Raw genomic sequence first — 21,767 nt, 5'->3', positions numbered from 1 at the left:
GAGCTTTCCACCGCCCGATAGGGAGGACGGATGCGCGTCACGATCGCCGAGGTCGCCCGCCGCGCCCGGGTGAGCAAGACGACCGTGTCGCGGGTGCTCAACAACAAGGCCGACGTGGACGCCGCGACCGCGATCCGGGTGCGCGAGGTGATCGCCGCGACCGGGTACATCCCCAGCGCGGGGGCGGTCGGGCTGGCCCGCGGCGTGACACGCACGGTCGGGATGCTGGTGCCGGGCCTGACCTGGCCGTGGATGGGTGAGGTGCTGCAGGGCGTCGCCGACGTCGTGGAGTCGAAGGGTTACGGCCTGCTGTTGTCCACCGCCAACCGCGGCGCCGACTCCCTCGGCGAGTTCTCGCGCCAGGTGTCGGCGAAGGCGTTCGACGGCCTGCTGCTGGTGGAACCCCCGGACGCGGTCCGGCACCTGCGCGTGCTGCACGACTCCGGGCTGCCGGTGGTGGTGATCGACGACCGCGGCCGCCGTCCCGCCTTCCCCTCGGTGGGCACGGACAACCGGCAGGGCGGCGCGGCCGCGGCCCGCCACCTCCTGGCCACCGGCCGCACCCGGTTCGCCACCGTCACCGGGCCGCACGACTTCGGCTGCACGGCCGACCGGCTCAACGGCTTCAACGAGGCCATCCTCGACGCGGGCCTGACCCTCGACCCGCGGCTGATCATCGAAGGCGACTTCACGAGCGAAAGCGGCGAGGCGGCCATCCGCCAGCTCCTCGAAACCGGCCCGGAGTTCGACGCGGTCTTCGCGCACAACGACCTCACCGCGGCGGGCGTGCTGGCCGGCCTGCGCAAGGCGGGCCGCGTGGTGCCGGAGGACGTCGCCGTGGTCGGGTTCGACGACATCCCCCTGGCCGCGCACACCCAGCCGCCGCTCACCACGATCCGCCAGCCGCTGCGGCAGATGGGCGAGACGGCGGCCGGGCTGCTGCTCGACCGCCTGGCCGGCGCACCGGCCCCGGACGGCCCGCTGATCGTCCCGACCGAACTGGTCGTCCGGGAGTCGACTCAGGAGACGGTCAGTGTCGCCGACAGCGGGACGCTGCGCGACGAATCACCGACGTAGACGCGGTACTGGCCCGCGTTCGCCGTCCACGAGCCGGTCCAGTGCGCCAGGTCCCGCGGTGTGAGCGGGAACGACACCTGAGCGCTCTGCCCGGGATTCAGTTGCACTTTCTTGAACCCCTTCAGCTGCTTCGGCGGCTCCCCGTTCGCGGCGGGCTGGCCGACGTACAGCTGCACGACGTCCGCACCCGCGCGGCTGCCGGTGTTGGTCACCGTGGCCGTCACGGTCGCCGTGCCGTTGGTCCCCTGCGGCGTCACGACGAGGTTCGAGAACCCGAACGTCGTGTACGAGAGCCCGAAGCCGAACGGGAACAGCGGCTCGAGGTTGCGGCTGTCGTACCAGCGGTAGCCGACGTTCAGCCCTTCCGAGTACTCGATCCGGTCGTTCGCGCCCGGGAACTGCTGGACGTTGGCCGTCGGCAGGTCGGCGAGCTGCTTCGGGAAGCTGATCGGCAACTTGCCCGAGGGGTTGACGTCGCCGTAGAGCAGCGACGCGAGCGCGTTGCCGTTCTCCTGGCCCGGGTACCAGCCCTCGATGACCGCGGCGACCTTGCCCAGCCACGGCATGGTCACCGCCGAGCCGGTGTTGAGGACGACGACCGTGCGCGGGTTGGCCGAGGCCACGGCGTCGATCAGGTCGTTCTGCTGGTGCTGCAGGTCGATGCTGTCGAGGTCCTGGGTCTCGGACTCGCCGTAGCTGGCGAACACGATCGCAACGTCGGCCGCCTTGGCCGCCGCCACCGCACTCGGGATGTTCGGCGTCTGCACGTGCTCCCCGGCGCCGTCCACATAGGACACGGTGACGCCGGACCCGGCGCGGGCCTTGATGCCGTTGATCGGGTTGACCGACGCCGGCGACGGGTTGACCTTGGCGCTGCCGCCGCCGATGTTCTGCGGGTCGATCCCGTCGCCGCCGGACAGCGCGATCGACTTCACCGCCGGACCCAGCGGCAGGACACCGGTGTTCTTGAGCAGCACCGACCCGGCCGCGGCGACGTCCCTCGCCGTGGCCACGTTCGCCGCGTTCGTCACGACCGACTGCGGAGTGCCGCGCCGGGCGCGGTCGAACACGCCGAACTTGAACATCTGGGTCAGCACCCGCCGGACCATGTCGTCGACGCGCGCCTGCGTGACTTCACCGCGGGAGACGGCGTCGAGCAGGCCCTGGCCGAAGAACGCCCCGCCGGGCATCTCCATGTCGAGCCCGCCGTCGGCCAGCTGCCGCGGGCCGCCGGTGGCCGAACCCCAGTCGGAGCCGACGAACCCGCCCCACCCGGCGTCCTGCTTGATCGCCGTGGTGAGCACGCCGCTGTTCTGGCACGCCGGAACGCCGTTGATCTGGTTGTAGGCGCACATCATCGACGCGACCTGGCCCTGGCTCGCCACCTGCTGGAACGCCGGCAGGTACAGCTCGTGCAGGGTGCGGTCGTCGATGATGACGTTGTCCGACGGCGTCCCGCGCGACGCCCCGGCCTCGACGTTGTAGGCCGCCGCGTGCTTGGCCTGCGCCATCACGCCCTGGCTCTGGATGCCCTGGATCGTCGCGGTCCCGGCCGCGCCGGCCAGGTACGGGTCCTCGCTGTAGGTCTCGAAGTTGCGGCCCCAGCGCGGGTCGCGGACCAGGTTGATCGTCGGGCCGAGGGCGATGTCGACGCCCTTGCCGGCGAACTCGGCGCCCATCGCGCTGCCGTAGCGGTTCAGCAGCGCGGTGTCCCAGGTCGCGGCGGCCGACACCGGGGCCGGGAACTGGGTGACGCCGTCGAGGCCGTCGCCGACCCCGGCCGGGCCGTCCTGAAGGCCGAGCGCCGGGACGCACAGCTCCGGCACGGCGTCGGTGTTGCCGATGTACGGCCCGGTCGCGCCGTTGCCGTGCAGCACCTTCACCTTCTGCTGCGGGGTCATCACGGCCATGAGCTGGTTGACGCGGTCCGCGACCGGTGCGGTCGAGCCCACCCACGGGCAGCCACCCGGGTTGGTCGGCGTGGTCGTCGGCGGGGCGCTGTCACTCGTGTGCACCGCGAACTCCCACAGCGAGACACCCCACTGGGTCGCCCGGGCCGTGGCGTTCAGCCGGACGTACCGGGCCGTGCCGGCCACCGCGGGGTGCTCGGTGCCGCCCGCGCCGGTCACGGTTGCCGCCGTCGTCCACGACGAGCCGTTGGCCGACAGCTGGATCGTGTACGCGCTCGCGTACGCCGCCTCCCACGTCAGGTCCACGCCGCAGACCGGGCGAGAGCTGCCGAGGTCGACCTGGAGCCACTGCGGGTCCGCGGCCTGGCTCGACCAGCGGGACCCGCCGTCGCCGTCGAACGCCGCGCTCGCCGGGAACGCGTCCGACTGCACGCTCGACGCCGTCGCGGGTTGCCGCAGCGCCGCGTTCGCGCTGCCGCACGCCTGCGCGGTGCCGTCGCCGTAGACCTGGAACTCCCACAGCGACACGCCCCACTGGGTCGCGCGCTGGGTCGTGGTCAGGCGGACGTACCGGCCGGAGCCGGACACCGGCAGCGTCTGCGTGCCGCCGGTGCCCGTAGTCGTCGAGTACACGGTGGACCATTGGCTGCCGTCGGCCGACGCCTGGATGGTGAAGGCCTTCGCGTAGGCCGACTCCCACTGGAGCACGACCTGGTTGAGCGTGTGCGATCCGCCGAGGTCGACCTGCAGGGTCTGCGGGTCGGCGGCCTGGCTGGACCAGCGGGTGCCGGGGTCGCCGTCGACCGCGGCCGACGCCGGGAAGGCGGCGTTCTCGGTGGAGGACGCGGTCACGGCGTGCCCCTGCGAGAGCAGCGCCGGGGCGGCCTGGGCGGTGAACAGCGGGACGGTGAGCAGGCCCACCGCCACCGCCGCACCGAGGGCGAACCGTTTCACTGGTACACCCGCACGTAGTCGATCACCATGTCCTGCGGGAGGACGGTTCCGGCTCCCGGCGGGCCGGGGAAGTCGCCGCCGATGGCGTTGTTGAGGATCAGGAAGAACGGGTGGTCGAAGACCCACGGTCCCCGCGTCGACTCCACCGTGGCGCGGTTGATCGTCTGGAACGCGTTGCCGTCGACGTAGAAGGTCATGTGGTTGGCGTCCCAGTCCAGGCCGAACCTGTGGAAGCCCGCCGCGACGTCCTGGCCGAGGTCGAGGGGCGCGCCGATGCCGCCGGCGCCGTTGTACGCCGGCGCGTGGATGGTCGAGTAGGCCAGGTTCGGCGACTTCCCGACGTGCTCCATGATGTCGATCTCGCCGCAGTTCGGCCACGGCGTGCCGCTGAAGAAGTTGGCGCCCAGCAGCCAGAACGCGGGCCACAGCCCCTGCGTGCCGGACACCTTGATGTTCGCCTCGACGTGCCCGTAGGTGAAGCTGAACTTGCCCGCGGTGTTGATCCGGCCGGAGGTGTACTGGCAGGTGCCGCTGCCGCTGATCGGGTCGACCGGGCAGGCGCTGCCCGGGGTGGCTTCCCGGCGGACCTGGATGACGAGGTTGCCGCGGCCGTCCTGCTTGGCGTTGTTGTTGTTCGTGTAGTACTCGAGTTCGTTGTTGACGCCGGGGCCGGTCTCGGCGGTCCACTTGCTCGGATCGGGGTTGGCGCCCGCGGCGCCGTTGAACTCGTCGCTCCAGACCAGCGTGCCCGGGAAGTGCGGGGCCGGCGGCGCGGGCGGCGGCTGCGTCGGGTTGCCGCCGGTGCCATAGACGTCGAAGCCCCACAGCGAGTAGCCGTAGCCGTTCGAGCGGGCGGTGCCGTACATCCGGACGTACCGGCCGGAGCCGTTGACGGTCAGCGTCTCCTTGAAACCCTTGCCGCTCGTGGTCGAGTAGATCGAGGTCCAGTTCGCGTTGTCGTTCGATACCTGGATCTGGTAGGCGACGGCGTAGGCCGGGTCCCACTGCAGGACGACCTGGTGGATCGCCGCGGGCGCGCCGAGGTCGACGGTGATCCACCCCGGGTCGACCCAGCCGGTCGTCGCGCTGGTCGCCCAGCGCGTGGCCGGGTCGTGGTCGAACGCCTTGGCCGGGAGACAGCCGGGGCAGTTGCCGTCGTCCTGGTACGAGGACGCCTGACCGGACTTGCCGTAGGACAGCAGGACGTCACCGGGCTGCGTGGTGCCGCCCCCGCCGTAGACCTGGAACTCCCACAGCGAATAGCCGTACTGCGTCGCGCGCTGGGTGCCGGTGAGCCGGACGTACCGGCCGCTGCCGGTCACGTTCAGCGTCTGGGTGCCACCGGTCGCGGTGGTGGTCGAGTAGAGGGACGTCCAGGTGGCGCCGTCGGCGGACGCCTGGACGGTGAAGGCCTTCGCGTAGGCGGCTTCCCAGTTCAGTACGACCTGGGACAGCTGCTGAGTCGAGCCGAGGTCGACCTGCAGCCACTGCGGGTCGCTGAAGCCGCTGGACCAGCGGGTCCCGGCGTCGCCGTCGACGGCGGCGGACGCCGGGAACGCGGCGGATTCGGACGAGGACGCCGTCACCGGACGGCCTTGGGAGAGCAGGACGGGCGCGGCCTGCGCCACCGGCGCGGTGAACAGGGCGGCCAGGGTCAGGACGAGGACGGCGAGCACCCGGCTCCTCGGCATGCGGCGTTGCATGGGGCACCTCCACGGCGAACCGGCGCCGGGGCGGCCTTGCCCCGGCGCAGTCCGGCTCACGTGGTCTCCGGCGCGGGTGTGGGCCCGGCCGTCGGCACGCTTACTTCAAGCTATAAATAAAGAGTCGTAAAATGTCAACGGCACTGCGCCGGACGGTCGAGGGACTGGGCCGGGCGAACGAATCCGCGTCGGCCTCTTGACGCCGCCGAAGTCCGCGCTGTTAACTGCCAACTCACCGACGGAACCGGTTCCGTGACCGCCAACCGGGACGGCTCCGCCGCAACACACCCCTTCGGGCTGACTGGTTCGCGCTCCTCGCACCACCCGGTACCGCTCCTCCGGCTCACGGCGCCGGGCGGGTGCCCGGGACGCGGACCCGCCGCACCACCCGAGCCGACGCGAGCTGTGGGGCTCGCCCGGCCCGTTTCGCACGCCCTCCCCCCGATCAGCAGGCAGGCCGATGAGATCACCGACGTTCTCCCCTGTTCACCGTTTCCTCGTCATCGCGACCACCTTGGTCACCGCGGCCACCACCGCGGCGGTGGTCGGCTCCGCGCCGGCCCAGGCCGCCGCGTGCGGGACCACCAACCTCGCGCAGGGTCACCCCGCCACCGCGTCCTCGACCGAGAACGGCGGGACGCCCGCGTCCGCCGCGGTCGACGGCAACACCGGGACCCGCTGGTCCAGCGCGTTCAGCGACCCGCAGTGGCTGCAGGTCGACCTGGGCTCCGCGCAGCAGCTCTGCGACGTGGCGCTCACCTGGGAAGCCGCGTACGCGAAAGCGTTCTCCGTCCAGCTGTCCTCGGACGCGAACACCTGGACGACCGCGTACTCGACCACCACCGGCACCGGCGGCACGCAGACCGTGCCCCTCACCGGGACCGCGCGCTACCTGCGGGTCTACGGCACCCAGCGGGCCACCGGCTACGGCTACTCCCTCTGGGAAGTGGCCGTGCACGGCACCGGCGGCGGGACCACCATCCCGCCGACCGACCCGCGCAACCCGGACCTCGGGCCGAACGTGTCGGTGTTCGACCCCTCGACCCCGGCCGCGACGATCCAGAACCGGCTGACGCAGATCGCGAACCAGCAGCACACCAACCAGTTCGGCAACGAGCGGTACGCCGTGCTGTTCAAGCCCGGCACCTACAACGCCGACGTCAACCTCGGGTTCTACGAGCAGGTGGCGGGCCTGGGCCTGTCGCCCGACGACGTCAACCTCAACGGCCACGTCCGCGTCGAGGCGGACTGGCTGCAGCAGGGCGACAACCCGAACAACAAGGGCAACGCGACGCAGAACTTCTGGCGCTCCGCGGAAAACCTGTCGGTGACCCTGCCGGCCGGGCAGGTCGAACGCTGGGCGGTCGCGCAGGCCGCGCCCTACCGGCGGATGCACCTGCGGGGCAGCCAGATCCAGCTGTGGAACGGCGGTGACGGCTGGGCCAGCGGCGGCCTGATCGCCGACAGCAAGATCGACGGCGTCGCCGTTTCCGGGTCGCAGCAGCAGTTCCTGACCCGCAACAGCGAGCTCGGCGGCTGGCAGGGCGGCGTCTGGAACATGGTGTTCGTCGGCTCGACCGGCACCCCGCCGGCCAGCTTCCCGAACCCGCCGGAGACGGTCGTCGGGCAGACCCCGGTGGTCCGCGAGAAGCCGTTCCTCTACGTCGACGGCTCGGGCAGCTACAACGTGTTCGTCCCGGCGCTGCGGCAGAACTCGCAGGGCACGAGCTGGGGCCACGGCACCCCGGCCGGGCAGTCGATCTCGCTCAGCGAGTTCTACGTCGCGCACCCGTCCGACTCGGCCGCGACGATCAACGCGGCGCTGGCGGCGGGCAAGAACCTGCTCGTAACGCCGGGCGTCTACCACCTCGACCAGGCGCTGAACGTCACGCGCCCGGACACCGTGGTGCTCGGGCTCGGCCTGGCCACCCTGATGCCCACCAACGGGACCGCGGCCATCACGACGTCCGATGTGGACGGCGTGAAGATCGCGGGCCTGCTGATCGACGCGGGCGCGGTGAACTCGCCGGTGCTCGTGCAGGTCGGCCCGCCGGGGTCGAACGCCAACCACGCGGCCGACCCGACGTCGCTGCACGACGTGTTCTTCCGGATCGGCGGCGCGGCCGTCGGGAAGGCCACGCAGACGCTGGTGGTCAACTCGAACAACGTCATCGGCGACCACATGTGGCTGTGGCGCGGCGACCACTCGTTCGGCGTCGGCTGGAACGTCAACACCGCGGCCAACGGCCTGGTCGTCAACGGTGCGAACGTGACGATGTACGGCCTGTTCGTCGAGCACTACCAGCAGTACGAGGTGCTCTGGAACGGCAACGGCGGCCGGACGTACTTCTTCCAGAACGAGATGCCGTACGACCCGCCGGACCAGGCGTCCTGGTCCAGCGGCGGCGGACGGCAGGGCTGGGCGGCGTACAAGGTGGCCGACTCGGTGACCAGCCACGAAGGCTGGGGACTGGGCAGCTACTGCTTCTTCAACACCAACCCGTCCATTGTGGCCAGCCACTCGTTCGAGGTGCCGAACAACTCCGGGGTCCGGTTCCACAACCTCGTGTCGGTGTCACTCGGTGGCGTGGGCACGATCGCCCACGTCATCAACGACTCGGGTGACGCCGCGAACACCGGGCACCAGGTGAGCCCGCTCATCTCCTACCCGTAACACCGCGGCGACGTACGCGTCCGGGCGGACCAGCCAGGCTTCGCCCGGGCGCGCACCCAGCGCCCCGCCCACCGGGATGTCGGCCGACCGCAGCCCCGGCGCCCGCACGCCCGGCGTCGTCAAGACCAGGAAGCCTCGGCGGGCCAGGTCACGCAACCGTCCACTTGCGACGGTTACGTCCGGCAGCAGCACACCCGGGCCCGGCGGCGGCAACGCACCCCGGGGCGGCCGTCCCGCGAACGGCCGGTCCGGATCGGGCGTGGTCAACGGCGATTCGGCGTACCAGAACGGTTCGGCCAGCCGGCCCGAGTCGACCTGCGCGCAGGCGGCCGGGTCGTGCGCCGCCCGGGTGAGGACGTCGAGCCGGCGACGGCGCCGTGCGTCGTCCTGGGGAACCAGGAAATCCATCGTGGCGGTGGTGACGGCCGCGTTCTCCACCGCCGCCGCGTGCCGCTCGATGTGGTAGCTCTCCAGTAGCTCCTCCCCCGCTTCGCCGCTGAGGACGGCGGCCAACTTCCAGGCCGCGTTCTCGGCGTCGGCCACGCCGGAGTTGAGGCCGCGCGCCCCGAACGGCGCGACGAGGTGCGCGCAGTCCCCGGCCAGCAGCACCCGGCCGACGCGCATCCGGTCGACGAGCCGCGTGTGGAACCGGTAAACCGACCGCCAGACCACTTCGTAGGGCACCGGACCGATGATCGCCCGGATCCGGTGGTCGAGCGCCCCCCGTGACTCCTCCGCCGTGAGGTCGTAGTCCTCGGGCACCTGCCAGTCGATGCGGAACTGCGAGCCCGGGCACGGGTGGATGAGCACCTGACGGCCGGGGTTCCACGGCGGGTCGAAGTAGAACCGGCGCTCGGCGGCCCAGCCCGGCAGGTCGGCGCGGATGTCGCAGATCAGGAACAGGTCCCGGAACGAGATGCCGTCGAGGTGCTGCCCGAGCGCACGCCGCACGGTGTCGCCGCGCGCGCCCGCGCAGGCGATCGCGTAGTCGGCCTCGATCCGGCGCGGCCCGTTCTTCGTCTCGCACTCGATCTCGACGAGACCGGCCTGGGCCAGTCCGGTGACGCGGTGGCCGCGGCGGACGTCGATCAGCGGCTGCCGCTCGATCAGCTCGTCCAGGACCTCTTCGACACGGGCCTGCGACAGGTTCACGAACGGCGGCAGCGCCGATCCACCGTCGGGCAGTTCCAGGGAGAACAGCTCGGCGGTGCGGTGGAACGTCCGCGCGGTCGTCCAGGTGAGGCCCTCTTCGGCGAGGCAGCCCGCGCCGAGTGACGCCCAGACGTCCAAAGTGTCCCGTTGCTGGCAGATGGCCTTGGACCCCACGGGATCGCGCACCTCGTGCTCGTCGACGAGCACGACCGGTACGCCCCAGCGCGCCAGCAGCAGCGCGGCCGTCTGGCCGACCGGGCCGCTGCCCAGGACGGCGACCCTCATCCTTGGAGCTGGTCCCAGACTTCGCGGTCGCGTTCGGCCGTCCACACCACCGGCCGCTCGATCCCGGACAGCTCGTCCCACAGCCGCGAGACGTCGAACGGCAGGCAGTGCTCGAAGATCGGCCAGTGTCCGTACCGGTCGTTCAGGGCCGCGTGCGTGCGTTCGAAGGCTTCCTTGAGCGTGCCACCGGTCTCGCGGACCGCGCCGACCTCGCGGATCATCGTGGCCAGGAAGTGCCGGGTCTGCGCGATGGCGGCGTCGACGGCTTCGCGGCCGCGGCTCACCCCGCCGCGGCCGCCGATCAGCGACTCGGCGCCGAAGGCGGCCACCCGGTCCAAAGTGGACGACGCCCAGTCGCGGTGGAACGCGTCGCCGGTGTACAGCGCGGCTTCGGCTTCGACGAGGTCGCCGGCGAAGAGGATCTTCTGCCGCGGCAGCCACGCCACGATGTCGCCTTCGGTGTGGCCGCGTCCGCAGTACTGCAGCACGAGGTCGCCGCGGTCGCCGCCGAGGTCGATGGTGAGCCGGTCGGAGAAGGTCAGCGTCGGCCAGGTCAGCCCGGGCACCGAGTCCGCGCCCTTCGCCAGCCGCGGCATCCGGCCGAACTCGCTCTCCCAGTCCTCCTTGCCGCGCTCGGCGACCAGCGCGCGGGTGTTCTCGTGCGCGACGATCACGTCGGCGTCGAACGCGGACGCGCCCAGCACGCGCACGGCGTGGTAGTGGCTCAGCACCAGGTACCGCACCGGCTTGTCGGTGTGCTCGCGCAGTTTCGCGAGCCATTCCGCCGCGGCAACGGGCGTGGCCAGCGCCTCGAAGCAGACGAGGAAGTCCTCGCCCTCGATCGCGCCGATGTTCGGGTCGCCTTCGGCGGTCAGGGCGTAGACGCCGTCCGCGAGGACTTCCAGGGTTTGCGCTTTCTCCGCCAGGTCGGCCGAAGAGGCGAAGGCTTTCTTCGTCACGGCGAGCGCTCCTTGATCGTCAAAGGATTGACTATCCGGGTCAGGCTAGCCCGCCGGACCGCCGTGGGAAACCCTTCTTCCCCTAACCTGTGCCGCATGACCGACCGACCGGCCGACCTCGACTACCTCTCGTTCGTCGACTACGCGATCGGGAAGACCCAGGCCGAGCTGCCCGCGACCGACCCGGTGGCGATGCGCCTCGGCCTGACGCTGCACCGGCTGGCCGGCGCGCTGGTCTACGACTGGGAGTCCACGGTCCACCGCCCGCGCGGCTGGAGCTGGGGCGGCTTCCGGGTGCTGTTCGTCCTCTGGCTGGCCGGTCCGCTGGAGTCCCGCCACGTGGCCCGGCTCGCCGGGATGAGCCGCGCGGCGGTGTCGGCGCTGGTCAAGACCCTGGAGCGGGACGACCTGGTGACGCGCACCCCGGTCCCCCGCGACCGCCGCGCGGTCCTGCTGGCGCTCACCGAAGCGGGCCACACGGCGGTGACCGACGCCTACCAGGAGCACAACGAACGCGAGCAGGCCTGGGTGGCGTCACTGACCCCGGCGGAACGGACCACCCTGATCGGCCTGCTGGAGAAACTCACCACGAGCCCCGCGGCCGCGGCGGCCCAGCGCCTCACCTGACCCTCCAGGCACGCAACCCGACCCTCCAGGCACGCAACCCGACCCTCCAGGTACGCAGCCCGACCGCCCGGGCACGCCGGGCGGCCGTCCGGGTCAGCTGGCGAGGCCGGGCAGGGAGAGCGTGTGCCCGGTCAGCTCGGCCTTCGCCCGCAGGTACCGGACGTTGTTCTCGGTGGCGAACACCCCGGTCGGCACCCGGTCGCGCACCGCGATCCCGGCCGCCCGCAGCTGCGCCGCCTTGTCCGGGTTGTTCGAGAGCAGGTCCACCCGGTCCACCCCGAGCGCGCCCAGCATCTGCGCGGCGACGGTGTAATCGCGGGCGTCTTCGGGCAGGCCGAGCGCGGCGTTCGCGGCGTAGGTGTCGAGGCCGCCGTCCTGCAGGGCGTACGCGTCGAGCTTGTTGTAGAGCCCGATCCCGCGGCCCTCCTGGCGCAGGTACAGCAGGTATCCGCCGGCCTCGGAGATCCGCGCGACGGCCTCGGCCAGCTGCGGGCCGCAGTCGCACCGCGCGGAGCCGAAGACGTCGCCGGTCAGGCATTCCGAGTGCGGCCGCACCAGCGGCACCTCCCCGGGCGTGCCCAGGACGAACGCCAGGTGCTCCCCGCCGTCGGCCAGGCCGCGGAAGGTGACGGCTTCGGCGTCGACCGCGACGCCGCCGCCCAGCCGCAGCGGGATCCGCACCCGCGTCCGCACTTCGGCCGTCATGCCCGCGCCCCTGGAGTCACCCACAAGATCGACCCTACACGAAGTTCAAATTCGAACCTTCTACCGCCACGGCGCACAGGGTCGGCACGCGAGGCGAAAACTCAGTGGCGGGCGGGTCGTATTCTCGGGCCATGATCCCCGGTGCCACCGCCGCCTCGTTCCTGCTGGTCGTCGTGCTGGGGGCGATGTCGCCCGGGCCCGACTTCGTGGTCGTGACGCGCTCGGCGCTCAGCGGCGGGCGGCGGACCGGGATCGCCGCCGGTGCCGGGATCGCCCTCGGGGTCTTCGCCTGGGTGGTCGCGATCGCCCTCGGGGTCGCCGCCGTGCTCACCGCTTCCGCGGTCGCCTTCACCGTGGTCAAGCTCGCCGGCGCGGCCTACCTCGTCTTCCTCGGCGTGAAGGCGTGGCTGGCCGTGCGCCGCGGCGGCTACCGGGACCTCGGGGAGACCCCCGCGGCCCGGCAGCTCACCGCCGGGTCCGCCTTCCGCCAGGGCCTGGTGACCAACCTGCTCAACCCCAAGGTCGCCGTGTACTTCCTGGCGCTGCTCCCCCAGTTCCTGCCCGCCGGCGGCGCCACCGTGCAGACGCTCGAACTGGCCGGGATCGCCACCGCGGGCACGGTCCTGTGGTTCGTCACCCTCGCCGTCGTGGTCGGGGCGCTGAAGAAGTTCTTCAGCGCCGGCCGGGTCCGCCGCGGGCTCGACGCCGTCCTGGGCACCGTGCTCGTCACCCTCGGGCTGAAGGTCGCCGCCGAAACGGCGTGAGCCTCAGCCGAGCGCTTCGGAAGCCAGCCGCGTGCCCTCGACCCGGGCCGCGATCTTCGCGAACGCGATGTCGCGCGAGGTCGACGTGTCGTCGGCGAACGGCGAGAACCCGCAGTCGTCGCAGGTGCCGAGCCGCTCGGCCGGGACGTACTTCGCCGCGGTGAGCACCCGGTCCCGGATCTCTTCCGCGGTTTCCACCCGCGGGTCGATCGGGTCGGTGACGCCGACGAACACCCGCTGGCCGGCCTTCAGGTGGTCGGCGATCACCCGCAGCGCGCGCTCCGGATCGGCTTCGCTGGCCAGCTGGACGAAGAACCGGCCGGCCTTGAGGTCGAACAACGCCGGCAGCAGGCCCGCGTAGTCGACGTCGAGGCTATGCACGGAATCCTGGTCGCCGCCCGGGCACGTGTGGACGCCGATCTTCGCGCGCTCCTCGGCGGTGAACCGGTCGAGCACGGCGTTGTTGAGCTCGACGAACTGGCGCAGCAGCCCGCCGGACGGGTCGAGCTTCAGCGACAGCCGCCCCTCGGTGAAGTCGATCTGGACGCTGTCCGCGCCCGCTTCGAGGCTGCCGCGGATGTCCGCCTCGGCCTCGTTCACCAGGTCGGCGACGAACTGCTCCTGCGGGTACCCCTCGATGCCCCCGCCCGGGTAGATCAGCGAGAGCGCGGACGCGGCGATCACCGCCTGCTTGACCGGGCGGTCGGTAAGCGTTTTCGCCCGCGTCAGGTACGAATCCGCGTGGGTCGCGTAGCGGAACGGGCCCGCGGTGAGCCGAGGCAGCTGCCGGGTGTGCCCGTCGGCGAACGGGATGACCACGCCGTCGGGCGCCAGTGCTTCGAGCCCGGCCAGCGGGTACGTCGCGAAGCTCGGTTTCCCCTGCTCCCCGTCGGTCAGCACCGGCGAGCCGGTCTCCTCGAAGCGGCGGATCGTGTCGGCCAGCGCCCGGCTCTCGAGTTCGGCGAGCGCGGCCGCGTCGATCCGGCCGGCGGCGAACTCGCCGAGGCCGTCGACGAGGTAGGCGGGACGCGGGATGCTGCCGATCGGCTCGGTGGGCAGGGTCATCAGGTCCTCCGGCTGCTTGAAGGTTCCGACCGGGCACCGGCGCGACCGCAGGACGTGGCCGCCCCCAGCCGTCCGGCCGTGACCGGCCACGTTCAGAGGGCAACTTAACGTGGCCGAAGCCGGTCACGGAGCGCGGATCACCCGGTCGGCCCAGCAAAAAGCACGAAATCAGAAGACGTTCGGCGGTTCGCCAGGAGGACGATTGGGTATTCGCTACGGCGATACGGCGGGTTCGGCGCCGAAGGAGGCCCGATGCTCAGTCACCACGATCGCACCGAGCTCGAGAAGATCGAGCGCAGCCTGGAGCTCAGCGATCCGGATCTGGCTGCCGCGCTGCGCGACGGCCGGCGCCCGAAGTCGGCCGCGCTCCGCAACACCCTCCTGATCTTCTTCGACATCACCGCCGTGACGCTGCTGGTCCTGGGCCTGGTGCTGCCCGATCCGGGCGTGACGCTGTGCGGCATCCTCGCGCTCACCGGCACCGTCTGGACCCACGTGGCGCGGCACCGGCTCTGACGATCTGAGGCAGACTGGGCGGGTGAAGTGGGTCCTGCACGTCGACCTCGACCAGTTCATCGCCGCGGTCGAGATCGCCCGCCACCCGGAGCTGCGCGGGAAGCCCGTCGTGGTCGGCGGCAACGGCGACCCGACCGAGCGCGCCGTCGTCGCGACGGCGTCGTACGAGGCCCGCGAGTTCGGCGTCCAGTCCGGCATGCCGCTGCGGATCGCCGCCAAGCGCTGCCCGGACGCCGTCTTCCTTCCCAGTGACCCGGACGCCTACCTCGAAGTGTCGGCGCGCGTGATGGCCGCGGTGCGCGAGCTGCCGGTGGTGGTCGAGGTGCTCGGCTGGGACGAGGCCTTCGTCGGCGCGGAGACGGCCGATCCCGAGGCGCTGGCCGCCGCGATCAAGGAGGCGGTGGCGCGCGAGACGGGCCTGTCGTGCGCGGTCGGGATCGGCGACAACAAGCTGCGGGCCAAGCTCGCCACCGGGTTCGGCAAACCGGGCGGGATCTACCGGCTGACGCGGGAGAACTGGTGGGACGTGATGGCGGCCCGCCCGACCGACGCGCTGTGGGGCATCGGCGGCAAGACCGCGAAGAAGCTCGGCGAGCTGGGCATCCACACCGTCCTCGGCCTGGCGGGCGCCGACCCGGCGGAGCTGGCGGCCCGGTTCGGCCCGAAGACCGGCCCGTGGCTGCGCCTGCTCGGCGGCGGCATCAGCGACGCCGAGGTGAGCGCGACCCCGTGGGTGGCCCGTTCCCGCAGCCGCGAGACGACCTTCCAGCGCGACCTGACGGACCCGGCGGAGATGGCGGCCGAGGTCACGGCGCTGGCCAAGCGGGTCGCCCAGGACGTCCTCGACGAGGGCCGCCCGGCGGCGCGGGTGGCGGTCAAGGTGCGGTTCGTGCCGTTCCTGACCCACACGCACAGCATCACGCTGCCGGAACCGACGTCGGACGCGGGCGAGCTGGACCGGGCGGCACAGGAGGTGCTCGGGATGTTCGAGCTCACCCGGGCCGTGCGGCTGCTGGGCGTGCGGGCCGAGTTCCCGCGCGAGGAGCCGTGAGCGGTCTGCCGCGGCCCTCGTGAGTGGTAAGGCGGGTTAGAACCCGCCTTACCACTCACGACGGGCTGCGGGAGACCTCGTCCGGGAGCGGCAACGGCCGGTCCGGATCCAGCTCCACGCCGCCGGCCCGCAGGGTGTGGTCCAGCATCGCCCAGATGGTCCCGGTGAGCTGGGCGGTCAGCTGGGGCAGGGTGAGCGTGCCCGGGTGGTCGAGCCACCGGGTCGTCGCCGATTCGACGTAGCCGACCAGGCCGAACGCGATCGTGTCCGCCGGGGCCGGGTCCAGCCCGAACGCCGTCAGGTAGCCGCTGAACAGCCGGCTGAGGTGGCGGGCGATCGCGCCGCGGACGTCGGGACCGTCCTCGACCCCGCGGACGAGGTAGCGGTGCAGGTGGGCGTGCTCGGTCAGCCAGCGCAGGTGCGTCGCGATCACCGTGGAGATCATCTCGTTCGGCGAGCCCTCGGGGTGCCACAGCGGCGCCAGGTCGGCCGTCACCAGCTCCGCCGCCCGCTGCGCGATCGCCCGGCGGAGGTCGGCCGCGCCGTCGAAGTGCCGGTACAGGCGGGTGCGGGCGACACCGGCCCGCTCGGCGATCTGCTCGGTCGAGACGTCGGGGCCGTGCTCGGCGATGGCCGCCAGCGCCGCGTCGACGAACTCCGCGCGCCGCCGTTCCTGCTGGCCCGCCCAGCGCGTCGCCCGTCCGTCGACCTTGGTCACGGCGAAAGCCTACTCACGCACCCGCCGGGCGGTGTACGCTGCCGAAGTAACTAGTACACCGCGTACCCCCTACTTTGGAGGCCGCCATGGGCGTCGAGGCCCAGGACCGGGACGTCACCGCGGCTCGCCTGCTCAGGAGCTCCGCGAAGAACTCCTACGACCCGTACGTCGACATCGACTGGGACGCGCCGCTCGCCGAGGGCAAGGCGTACATGCCACTCGAGCGCGTCTCCCTCTACGGCACCGACCTCTGGGCGAAGCTGACGCCGGAGCAGCGGATCGAGCTGTCCAAGCACGAGATCGCCAGCATCATGAGCGTCGGCCTGTGGTTCGAGATCGTCCTGATGCAGCTGCTGGCCCGGTACGTCTTCGACCTCGACGCGCGCACCGAGCACGCGCAGTACGCGATGACCGAGATCGGCGACGAGACGCGGCACTCGGTGATGTTCGCCCGCACCGCCGACCGGCTCGGCGTCCCGCGCTACGGCGTCCCGAAGGTGGTCCATCGCGCCGCGAAGGTGTTCGGGGCGACCGCGGCCGGGCCGTCGATGTTCGCCAGCGTGCTGGTCGCCGAGGAGACCACCGACCGGCTCCAGCGGTCGATGATGGACGACGACGGCATCCAGCCGCTGATCCGCTCGGTCAACCGCATCCACGTGGTCGAGGAGGCCCGGCACGTCCGGTTCGCCAAGGAGGAGGTGCTGCGCGAAACGCCGAAGCTGTCGAAGGCGGCGCTGCAGCGCCACCGGCTGCGGACGGCACTGGTCGCGTTCGGCGTGATCGACAGCATGGTCGACGCGCGGATCTACCGCAGCGTCGGCATCGACCCGCGCGAGGGCCGGGCGGCGGCGCTGGCCAACCCGCACTTCCACGAGACGCGCCGGTGGATGGCCGCGAAGATCGTGCCCTTCCTGCGCGACGCGGGCCTGATCGGCGGCCGCTCCGAGGGCATCTGGCGGCGGGCGCACCTGCTCTGAATCCCTTCGCGCCCGGCGCCGGATTGGGCCAGGATGCCGGGGTGATCACCATCCGGCCCGCCCGCGCGGGCGACGAAGCCGCGCTCGCGAAGCTCGACGAGCGCACCTGGACCCCGGACGTCTCCCCCGCTCCGGCGCCGCCGCCCGGCACGCCGTTCTTCGGCGACGGCACGCGGCCCGAAGACGTGCTCGTCGCCGAACACGTCGGCGTCGTCGCCGGGTACGTGCGGCTCGGCGAAGGGTTCGGCATCCCCGCCCACCGGCACGTGGTGGTGCTCGACGGCCTCGCCGTCGACCCGGACCGGCAGCGGCGCGGCATCGCCCGGCAGCTCGTCGAGGCCGCCGTGGCCGAAGCGGCCCGCCGCGGCGCCCGCAAGGTGACGCTGCGGGTGCTCGGGCCCAACACCGGTGCGCGCCGGGTCTACGAGCGCTGCGGGTTCGCGGTGGAAGGCGTGCTGCGGGGCGAATTCCGCATCGGCGGCACCGACATCGACGACGTTCTCATGGCCCGCTCGCTCGCTTGACAGCCGCGCGGCCGCTTTGCCATCCTGGTCGCGGGCCGAGAGGCGCTGCGACGGAAATTCCTTCCGCCACGCTCGGCCCGCAGACCACGACTCCAAGGGCGCCTCCCGCGAGGGAGGTGCCTTTTTCGTTGTCCGCAAGGACTTCCGTGCTGCCTCCCGAGCGCATCCCGACGATCTCCGGAGTGCACCGAAGCATGAGTGACAAACTGCAGACCCGAAACGGCCTCGACTTCGCCGTGGCCGACCTGTCCCTGGCCGACGCCGGCCGCACCCAGCTGCGGCTGGCCGAGCACGAGATGCCCGGCCTGATGGCCATCCGCCGCGAGTACGCCGCCGCCCAGCCGCTGAAGGGCGCCCGCATCGCCGGCTCGCTGCACATGACCGTGCAGACCGCCGTGCTCATCGAGACCCTGGTCGCCCTCGGCGCGCAGGTGCGCTGGGTGTCCTGCAACATCTTCTCCACCCAGGACGAGGCCGCCGCCGCGGTCGTCGTCGGCCCGGAGGGCACCGTCGAAGCCCCGGCCGGCACCTCGGTGTTCGCGTGGAAGGGCGAGACGCTCGAAGAGTACTGGTGGTGCACCGACCAGCTCTTCGCCTTCCCCGGCGGCCAGGCCCCCAACATGATCCTCGACGACGGCGGCGACGCCACCCTGCTCGTCCACAAGGGCGTCGAGTTCGAGGCGGCGGGCGCGGTGCCGCAACCGTCCGAAGAGGACGCTGAGGAGTACCGGATCGTCCTCGAGACGCTGCGCGCGAGCCTCGCGGCCGATAGTGACCGCTTCACCCGGATGGCCAAGGAGATCCGCGGTGTCACCGAGGAGACGACCAACGGCGTCAAGCGGCTCTACAAGCTCGCCAAGGACGGCGAGCTGCTCTTCCCCGCGATGAACGTCAACGACTCGGTGACCAAGTCCAAGTTCGACAACAAGTACGGCATCCGGCACTCCCTTGTGGACGGGTTGAACCGGGCCACCGACGTCATGATCGGCGGCAAGCGCGTGGTCGTCTGCGGTTACGGCGACGTCGGCAAGGGCGCGGTCGAGGCGCTGCGCGGGCAGGGTGCCCGGGTCGCGGTCACCGAGATCGACCCGATCTGCGCGCTGCAGGCGGCGATGGACGGGCTCGACGTCGTCGAGCTGGACGACGTCGTCGAGCAGGCCGACATCTTCATCACCACCACCGGCAACTTCGGCATCATCTCGGCGGAGCAGATGAGCCGGATGAAGCACAACGCCATCGTCGCCAACGTCGGGCACTTCGACAACGAGATCGACATGGCCGGGCTGGCGAAGCTGCCCGGGGTCGCGAAGAAGGAGATCAAGCCGCAGGTGCACGAGTGGACGTTCCCGGACGGCCACGCGATCATCGTGCTCTCCGAGGGCCGCCTGATGAACCTCGGCAACGCGACCGGCCACCCGTCCTTCGTGATGTCGAACTCGTTCACCAACCAGGCGATCGCGCAGATCGAGCTGTTCACCAAGCCCGGCGAGTACGCCACCGACGTCCACCGGCTGCCGAAGCACCTCGACGAGAAGGTGGCCCGCCTGCACCTGGACGCGCTCGGGGTGAAGCTCACCAAGCTGACGAAGGCGCAGGCCGAGTACATCGGCGTCGACGTCGAAGGGCCGTACAAGCTCGATCACTATCGGTACTGATCCAAGATTGCTCCATTCGCCGTAGTTTGGTTTATCCGAAAACTGGCCATCCTCCCGGCGAGAGCGCATCCGCCCGGACGGCACGGAGCCGGGCCGGGTCTCATGCGAAGGAGTGTGTCAAGTGATCATTCTCGGTGTGATTCTCCTTGTCATCGGGTTCATCGTGGGCATCCCGGTGCTGTACACCATCGGTATCATTCTCGCGGTGGCCGGCGTGGCACTGGCCATCCTGGGCGGCACCGGCCGCCGGATCGGTGGCCGCGCACACTGGTACTGATCCCGAGACCCCGCCGCGGCCTGGCGCGTCAGCAGCAATGCTGGCCGCGCCAGGCCGTTCGGCCGTCTTTCACCGCCGCCAGCACCGCGGAAAGGTAAGCGCAGAGCAAAGTCTGCCGCGAATCCGTGACGGCGCCGGCGGATCCAGCTCCCGTCCGGCCCGGCGCTGCGCCGCGGACAGCGCGGGCATCACCGCCAGGGAAATGGCCGCGAGTACGATTCCGGTTCGCGAACTTTCCGGCGCCTCGCCGGTGAAAAACAAACCGAGCGCTTCGCCGGTCACGTAAATCGCGAGCGCGAAGAAGGAAATCGCGATCACCCGCAACGCCTTCCGTTCCCGTGCTTCCGGGTCAGGACCGGAAAACTGCCACGCGACCGCGACCGCCGACGCGACCTCGATCACCGAATCCAGCCCGAAGCCGATCAGCGCCGTCGGCGCACGTCACCTCGCCGCCACCTCGTCCTCGCAGGCGTCCCGCGGCTCGACCGCGAGGACGACCTGGACCAGTTCCCGCAGCGCGCGGGCCAGGTGTTCGTCGGCGATCTCGTACCGCACCTGACGCCCCTCGTAGCCGGCCACGACGAGCCCGCAGCCGCGCAGGCACGACAGGTGGTTCGAGACGTTGGACCGGCTCAGCTCCAGCTCCGCGGCCAGGCGCCCCGGATAGGCCGGACCGTCGAGCAGCGCGGTCAGGATCCGGCAGCGGGTCGGGTCGGACAGCGCCCGGCCGATCCGGGCCAGCGCCGACTCCCGCGTCTCACAGGTCACCATGCGGTGAACTGTACAGCCGCCGCTGACCTATCCACAACGGACACCCCTGAGCATGAAAGGGTCCTCCGGCTCCGAGGGGGAGGGAGAGCCGAAGGACCCCGTTAGTGTTAGCACATCGCCAAGCCGCTGTACACAGCTGCATACACGATCGTGTGACCACCTTGACGGATTCCGAACGCCCCGAAGGCCTTCACTGATCCTGGCGGGACGCTCAGGAAGCTTGCCGCAGCAAGGGCTTGTGCGACGCGTCGGCACAGCCGCAGCCGCCGCCGACGCCCCGGCAGTCGACGATCAACCCGTGGCGCACGCGGTCACCGTCCTCACAGGCCGGTTCGGTGCACTCGGCGTACCCACCGTCGGGGTGCACCACCAGCGTGCCGTGGCAGTGATCGATCCCGGCGTCACAGGAAGCACACTCCATGACCGGCCGCCTTTCCGCGCTCGTGGACGACGTGCTCCCACGGTAGGACCGGGTCACCCGCCGGCACGGCACCCGGGCGGCGTGTCGGAACGACCACCCGTCCGGGGCGGCTCAGGTGGACTTCGGCGCCCGTTTGCGGCTCGCCGGCTTCTTCTTGACCGGTTCGACGTCCTCTTCGGACGCCTCCGAAGAGGACTGCCTCGACTTCTTCGCGGCGTCCACACTGGCCTGCAGCGCCGCCATCAGGTCGACGACGTCGGCCTTGGCGGTCACCGCGGCCGGTTTGGTCGTCTCGTCGCCGGCGACCTTGGCCTCGATCATCTCCTCGAGGGCCTCGCGGTAGTGGTCGTGGTACTTGTCCGGCTCGAACACCGGCTCGGCCAGCGAGTCGATCAGCGACCCGGCCATGGTCAGCTCCTGCGGCCGGATCTGCGGCGGGTCGTCGCGCAGGAACGGGAAGTCCGGCTCGCGGACCTCGTCCGGCCACAGCATGGTGGTCATCACCAGCACGTCGGCGTGCACCCGCAGCACCGCCATGCTCTCCCGCTGCCGGACCGCCACCTTCGCGATGGCCACCTGGCTCGACTTGTGCAGCGCGTCCCGCAGCACGACGTACGGCTTCACCGCGTTCTTCTGCGGCTCCAGGTAGTAGGTCCGGTCGTACTGGATCGGGTCGATCGACTCCAGCGGCACGAACTCCAGCACGTCGATCGTGCGCTGGGTGGCCAGCGGCAGCTCGGCCATCTCCGCGTCGGTGATCACCACCATCTCGCCGTCCGGCAGCTCGTAGCCCTTGGCGATCTCGGCGTACGGCACTTCCTGGCCGTCGATCGTGCAGAACCGCTTGTACTGGATGCGGCCGCCGTCGGCCTCGTGCACCTGGCGCAGGGAGACGTTCTTGTTCTCGGTGGCCGCGTACATCTGGATCGGGATGCTGACCAGCCCGAAGGACACCGAGCCCTTCCACATCGCCCGCATGCCA

At 71.3% G+C, this 21,767-nt stretch carries 20 protein-coding genes, 1 pseudogene and 1 riboswitch; of the genes and pseudogenes, 10 read left to right on the top strand and 11 right to left on the bottom strand.

The window, feature by feature from the left end:
• Positions 1-30 precede the first annotated feature (30 nt).
• On the top strand, positions 31-1,077 hold the full coding sequence (locus ACFPLC_RS34195) for a LacI family DNA-binding transcriptional regulator (protein WP_378191245.1): 1,047 nt from the start codon (positions 31-33) through the stop codon (positions 1,075-1,077).
• Here the strand turns inward: ACFPLC_RS34195 and ACFPLC_RS34190 are convergent.
• The gene (locus tag ACFPLC_RS34190) at positions 1,020-3,941 is read right to left on the bottom strand and encodes a glycoside hydrolase family 3 C-terminal domain-containing protein (protein WP_378191247.1); all 2,922 of its coding nucleotides are present in this window, start codon (positions 3,939-3,941) and stop codon (positions 1,020-1,022) included. The two genes, ACFPLC_RS34195 and ACFPLC_RS34190, sit on opposite strands and share 58 nt — an antisense overlap.
• Positions 3,938-5,644 carry a discoidin domain-containing protein gene (locus tag ACFPLC_RS34185; RefSeq protein ID WP_378236020.1) on the bottom strand — a complete coding sequence of 569 codons (1,707 nt, stop codon included), beginning with the start codon at positions 5,642-5,644 and terminating at the stop codon, positions 3,938-3,940. The genes ACFPLC_RS34190 and ACFPLC_RS34185 overlap by 4 nt, the downstream gene beginning before the upstream one ends.
• Before the next feature lie 460 nt (positions 5,645-6,104).
• Between ACFPLC_RS34185 and ACFPLC_RS34180 the strand changes: the two genes are divergently transcribed.
• Entirely contained in the window at positions 6,105-8,318 is a 2,214-nt protein-coding gene (locus ACFPLC_RS34180; protein ID WP_378191251.1) for a discoidin domain-containing protein, read from the top strand.
• On the opposite strand, the gene ACFPLC_RS34175 is transcribed toward ACFPLC_RS34180, so the two are convergent.
• Positions 8,220-9,755: an FAD-dependent monooxygenase gene (locus ACFPLC_RS34175; RefSeq protein WP_378191253.1), complete on the bottom strand. Its 1,536-nt coding sequence runs from the start codon at positions 9,753-9,755 to the stop codon at positions 8,220-8,222. The two genes, ACFPLC_RS34180 and ACFPLC_RS34175, sit on opposite strands and share 99 nt — an antisense overlap.
• The gene (locus ACFPLC_RS34170; RefSeq protein WP_378191255.1) at positions 9,752-10,714 is read right to left on the bottom strand and encodes an MBL fold metallo-hydrolase; all 963 of its coding nucleotides are present in this window, start codon (positions 10,712-10,714) and stop codon (positions 9,752-9,754) included. Before ACFPLC_RS34170 ends, ACFPLC_RS34175 begins: the two co-directional genes overlap by 4 nt.
• A 96-nt stretch (positions 10,715-10,810) precedes the next feature.
• On the opposite strand from ACFPLC_RS34170, the gene ACFPLC_RS34165 reads away from it, so the two are divergent.
• Positions 10,811-11,341: a MarR family winged helix-turn-helix transcriptional regulator gene (locus tag ACFPLC_RS34165; RefSeq protein WP_378191257.1), complete on the top strand. Its 531-nt coding sequence runs from the start codon at positions 10,811-10,813 to the stop codon at positions 11,339-11,341.
• Positions 11,342-11,434: 93 nt separating this feature from the next.
• Here ACFPLC_RS34165 and ACFPLC_RS34160 read toward each other — a convergent pair whose 3' ends face one another.
• Positions 11,435-12,046, bottom strand: coding sequence for a GTP cyclohydrolase II (locus ACFPLC_RS34160; protein WP_191316642.1), 612 nt, complete (start codon positions 12,044-12,046; stop codon positions 11,435-11,437).
• Between the two features lie 131 nt (positions 12,047-12,177).
• Between ACFPLC_RS34160 and ACFPLC_RS34155 the strand changes: the two genes are divergently transcribed.
• Positions 12,178-12,810 (top strand): LysE family translocator, encoded by a 633-nt coding sequence (locus ACFPLC_RS34155; protein WP_378191260.1) that lies wholly within the window; start codon positions 12,178-12,180, stop codon positions 12,808-12,810.
• 3 nt (positions 12,811-12,813) lie between these two features.
• Here ACFPLC_RS34155 and ACFPLC_RS34150 read toward each other — a convergent pair whose 3' ends face one another.
• Entirely contained in the window at positions 12,814-13,875 is a 1,062-nt protein-coding gene (locus ACFPLC_RS34150) for a cobalamin-independent methionine synthase II family protein (protein ID WP_378191262.1), read from the bottom strand.
• A gap of 252 nt (positions 13,876-14,127) precedes the next feature.
• Here ACFPLC_RS34150 and ACFPLC_RS34145 point away from each other — a divergent pair, with 252 nt between their 5' ends.
• Positions 14,128-14,391: a DUF3040 domain-containing protein gene (locus tag ACFPLC_RS34145; protein ID WP_378191264.1), complete on the top strand. Its 264-nt coding sequence runs from the start codon at positions 14,128-14,130 to the stop codon at positions 14,389-14,391.
• A 22-nt stretch (positions 14,392-14,413) separates the two neighbouring features.
• Positions 14,414-15,442, top strand: a complete 1,029-nt coding sequence (locus tag ACFPLC_RS34140; RefSeq protein WP_378191266.1) for a DNA polymerase IV — start codon at positions 14,414-14,416, stop codon at positions 15,440-15,442.
• A gap of 55 nt (positions 15,443-15,497) precedes the next feature.
• Here the strand turns inward: ACFPLC_RS34140 and ACFPLC_RS34135 are convergent, their stop codons facing one another.
• Entirely contained in the window at positions 15,498-16,160 is a 663-nt protein-coding gene (locus tag ACFPLC_RS34135; protein ID WP_378191268.1) for a TetR/AcrR family transcriptional regulator, read from the bottom strand.
• Positions 16,161-16,246: 86 nt separating this feature from the next.
• Here ACFPLC_RS34135 and ACFPLC_RS34130 point away from each other — a divergent pair, with 86 nt between their 5' ends.
• The 4 genes from ACFPLC_RS34130 to ACFPLC_RS34115 all read left to right on the top strand — a co-directional run bounded on the left by ACFPLC_RS34130 (position 16,247) and on the right by ACFPLC_RS34115 (position 19,593).
• The gene (locus ACFPLC_RS34130) at positions 16,247-17,137 is read left to right on the top strand and encodes an AurF N-oxygenase family protein (RefSeq protein ID WP_378191270.1); all 891 of its coding nucleotides are present in this window, start codon (positions 16,247-16,249) and stop codon (positions 17,135-17,137) included.
• 41 nt (positions 17,138-17,178) lie between these two features.
• Positions 17,179-17,661, top strand: coding sequence for a GNAT family N-acetyltransferase (locus ACFPLC_RS34125; RefSeq protein WP_378191273.1), 483 nt, complete (start codon positions 17,179-17,181; stop codon positions 17,659-17,661).
• A gap of 31 nt (positions 17,662-17,692) precedes the next feature.
• Positions 17,693-17,772, top strand: a riboswitch (S-adenosyl-L-homocysteine riboswitch).
• Positions 17,773-17,855: 83 nt separating this feature from the next.
• Positions 17,856-19,316: an adenosylhomocysteinase gene (ahcY, locus tag ACFPLC_RS34120; protein ID WP_378191275.1), complete on the top strand. Its 1,461-nt coding sequence runs from the start codon at positions 17,856-17,858 to the stop codon at positions 19,314-19,316.
• 136 nt (positions 19,317-19,452) lie between these two features.
• Positions 19,453-19,593 carry a hypothetical protein gene (locus ACFPLC_RS34115; RefSeq protein WP_162472556.1) on the top strand — a complete coding sequence of 47 codons (141 nt, stop codon included), beginning with the start codon at positions 19,453-19,455 and terminating at the stop codon, positions 19,591-19,593.
• Positions 19,594-19,621: 28 nt separating this feature from the next.
• Here ACFPLC_RS34115 and ACFPLC_RS34110 read toward each other — a convergent pair.
• From ACFPLC_RS34110 to ku, 4 genes and pseudogenes are all read right to left on the bottom strand, one after another.
• Positions 19,622-20,025 (bottom strand): annotated as a pseudogene (locus tag ACFPLC_RS34110) (cobalt transporter); the annotation flags it as partial.
• Positions 20,026-20,034: 9 nt separating this feature from the next.
• On the bottom strand, positions 20,035-20,364 hold the full coding sequence (gene cmtR / locus ACFPLC_RS34105; protein ID WP_378191277.1) for a Cd(II)/Pb(II)-sensing metalloregulatory transcriptional regulator CmtR: 330 nt from the start codon (positions 20,362-20,364) through the stop codon (positions 20,035-20,037).
• A 211-nt stretch (positions 20,365-20,575) separates the two neighbouring features.
• Positions 20,576-20,785 (bottom strand): hypothetical protein, encoded by a 210-nt coding sequence (locus tag ACFPLC_RS34100; RefSeq protein WP_191316612.1) that lies wholly within the window; start codon positions 20,783-20,785, stop codon positions 20,576-20,578.
• A 111-nt stretch (positions 20,786-20,896) separates the two neighbouring features.
• Positions 20,897-21,763, bottom strand: coding sequence for a non-homologous end joining protein Ku (ku, locus tag ACFPLC_RS34095; protein WP_378191280.1), 867 nt, complete (start codon positions 21,761-21,763; stop codon positions 20,897-20,899).
• Positions 21,764-21,767: the final 4 nt, after the last annotated feature.

The organism is Amycolatopsis plumensis, from assembly GCF_042652605.1.
GTDB lineage: Bacteria > Actinomycetota > Actinomycetes > Mycobacteriales > Pseudonocardiaceae > Amycolatopsis > Amycolatopsis plumensis.
Note: the sequence above shows the minus strand (reverse complement) of the source record. Positions and strands in the feature narration are given on the sequence as shown.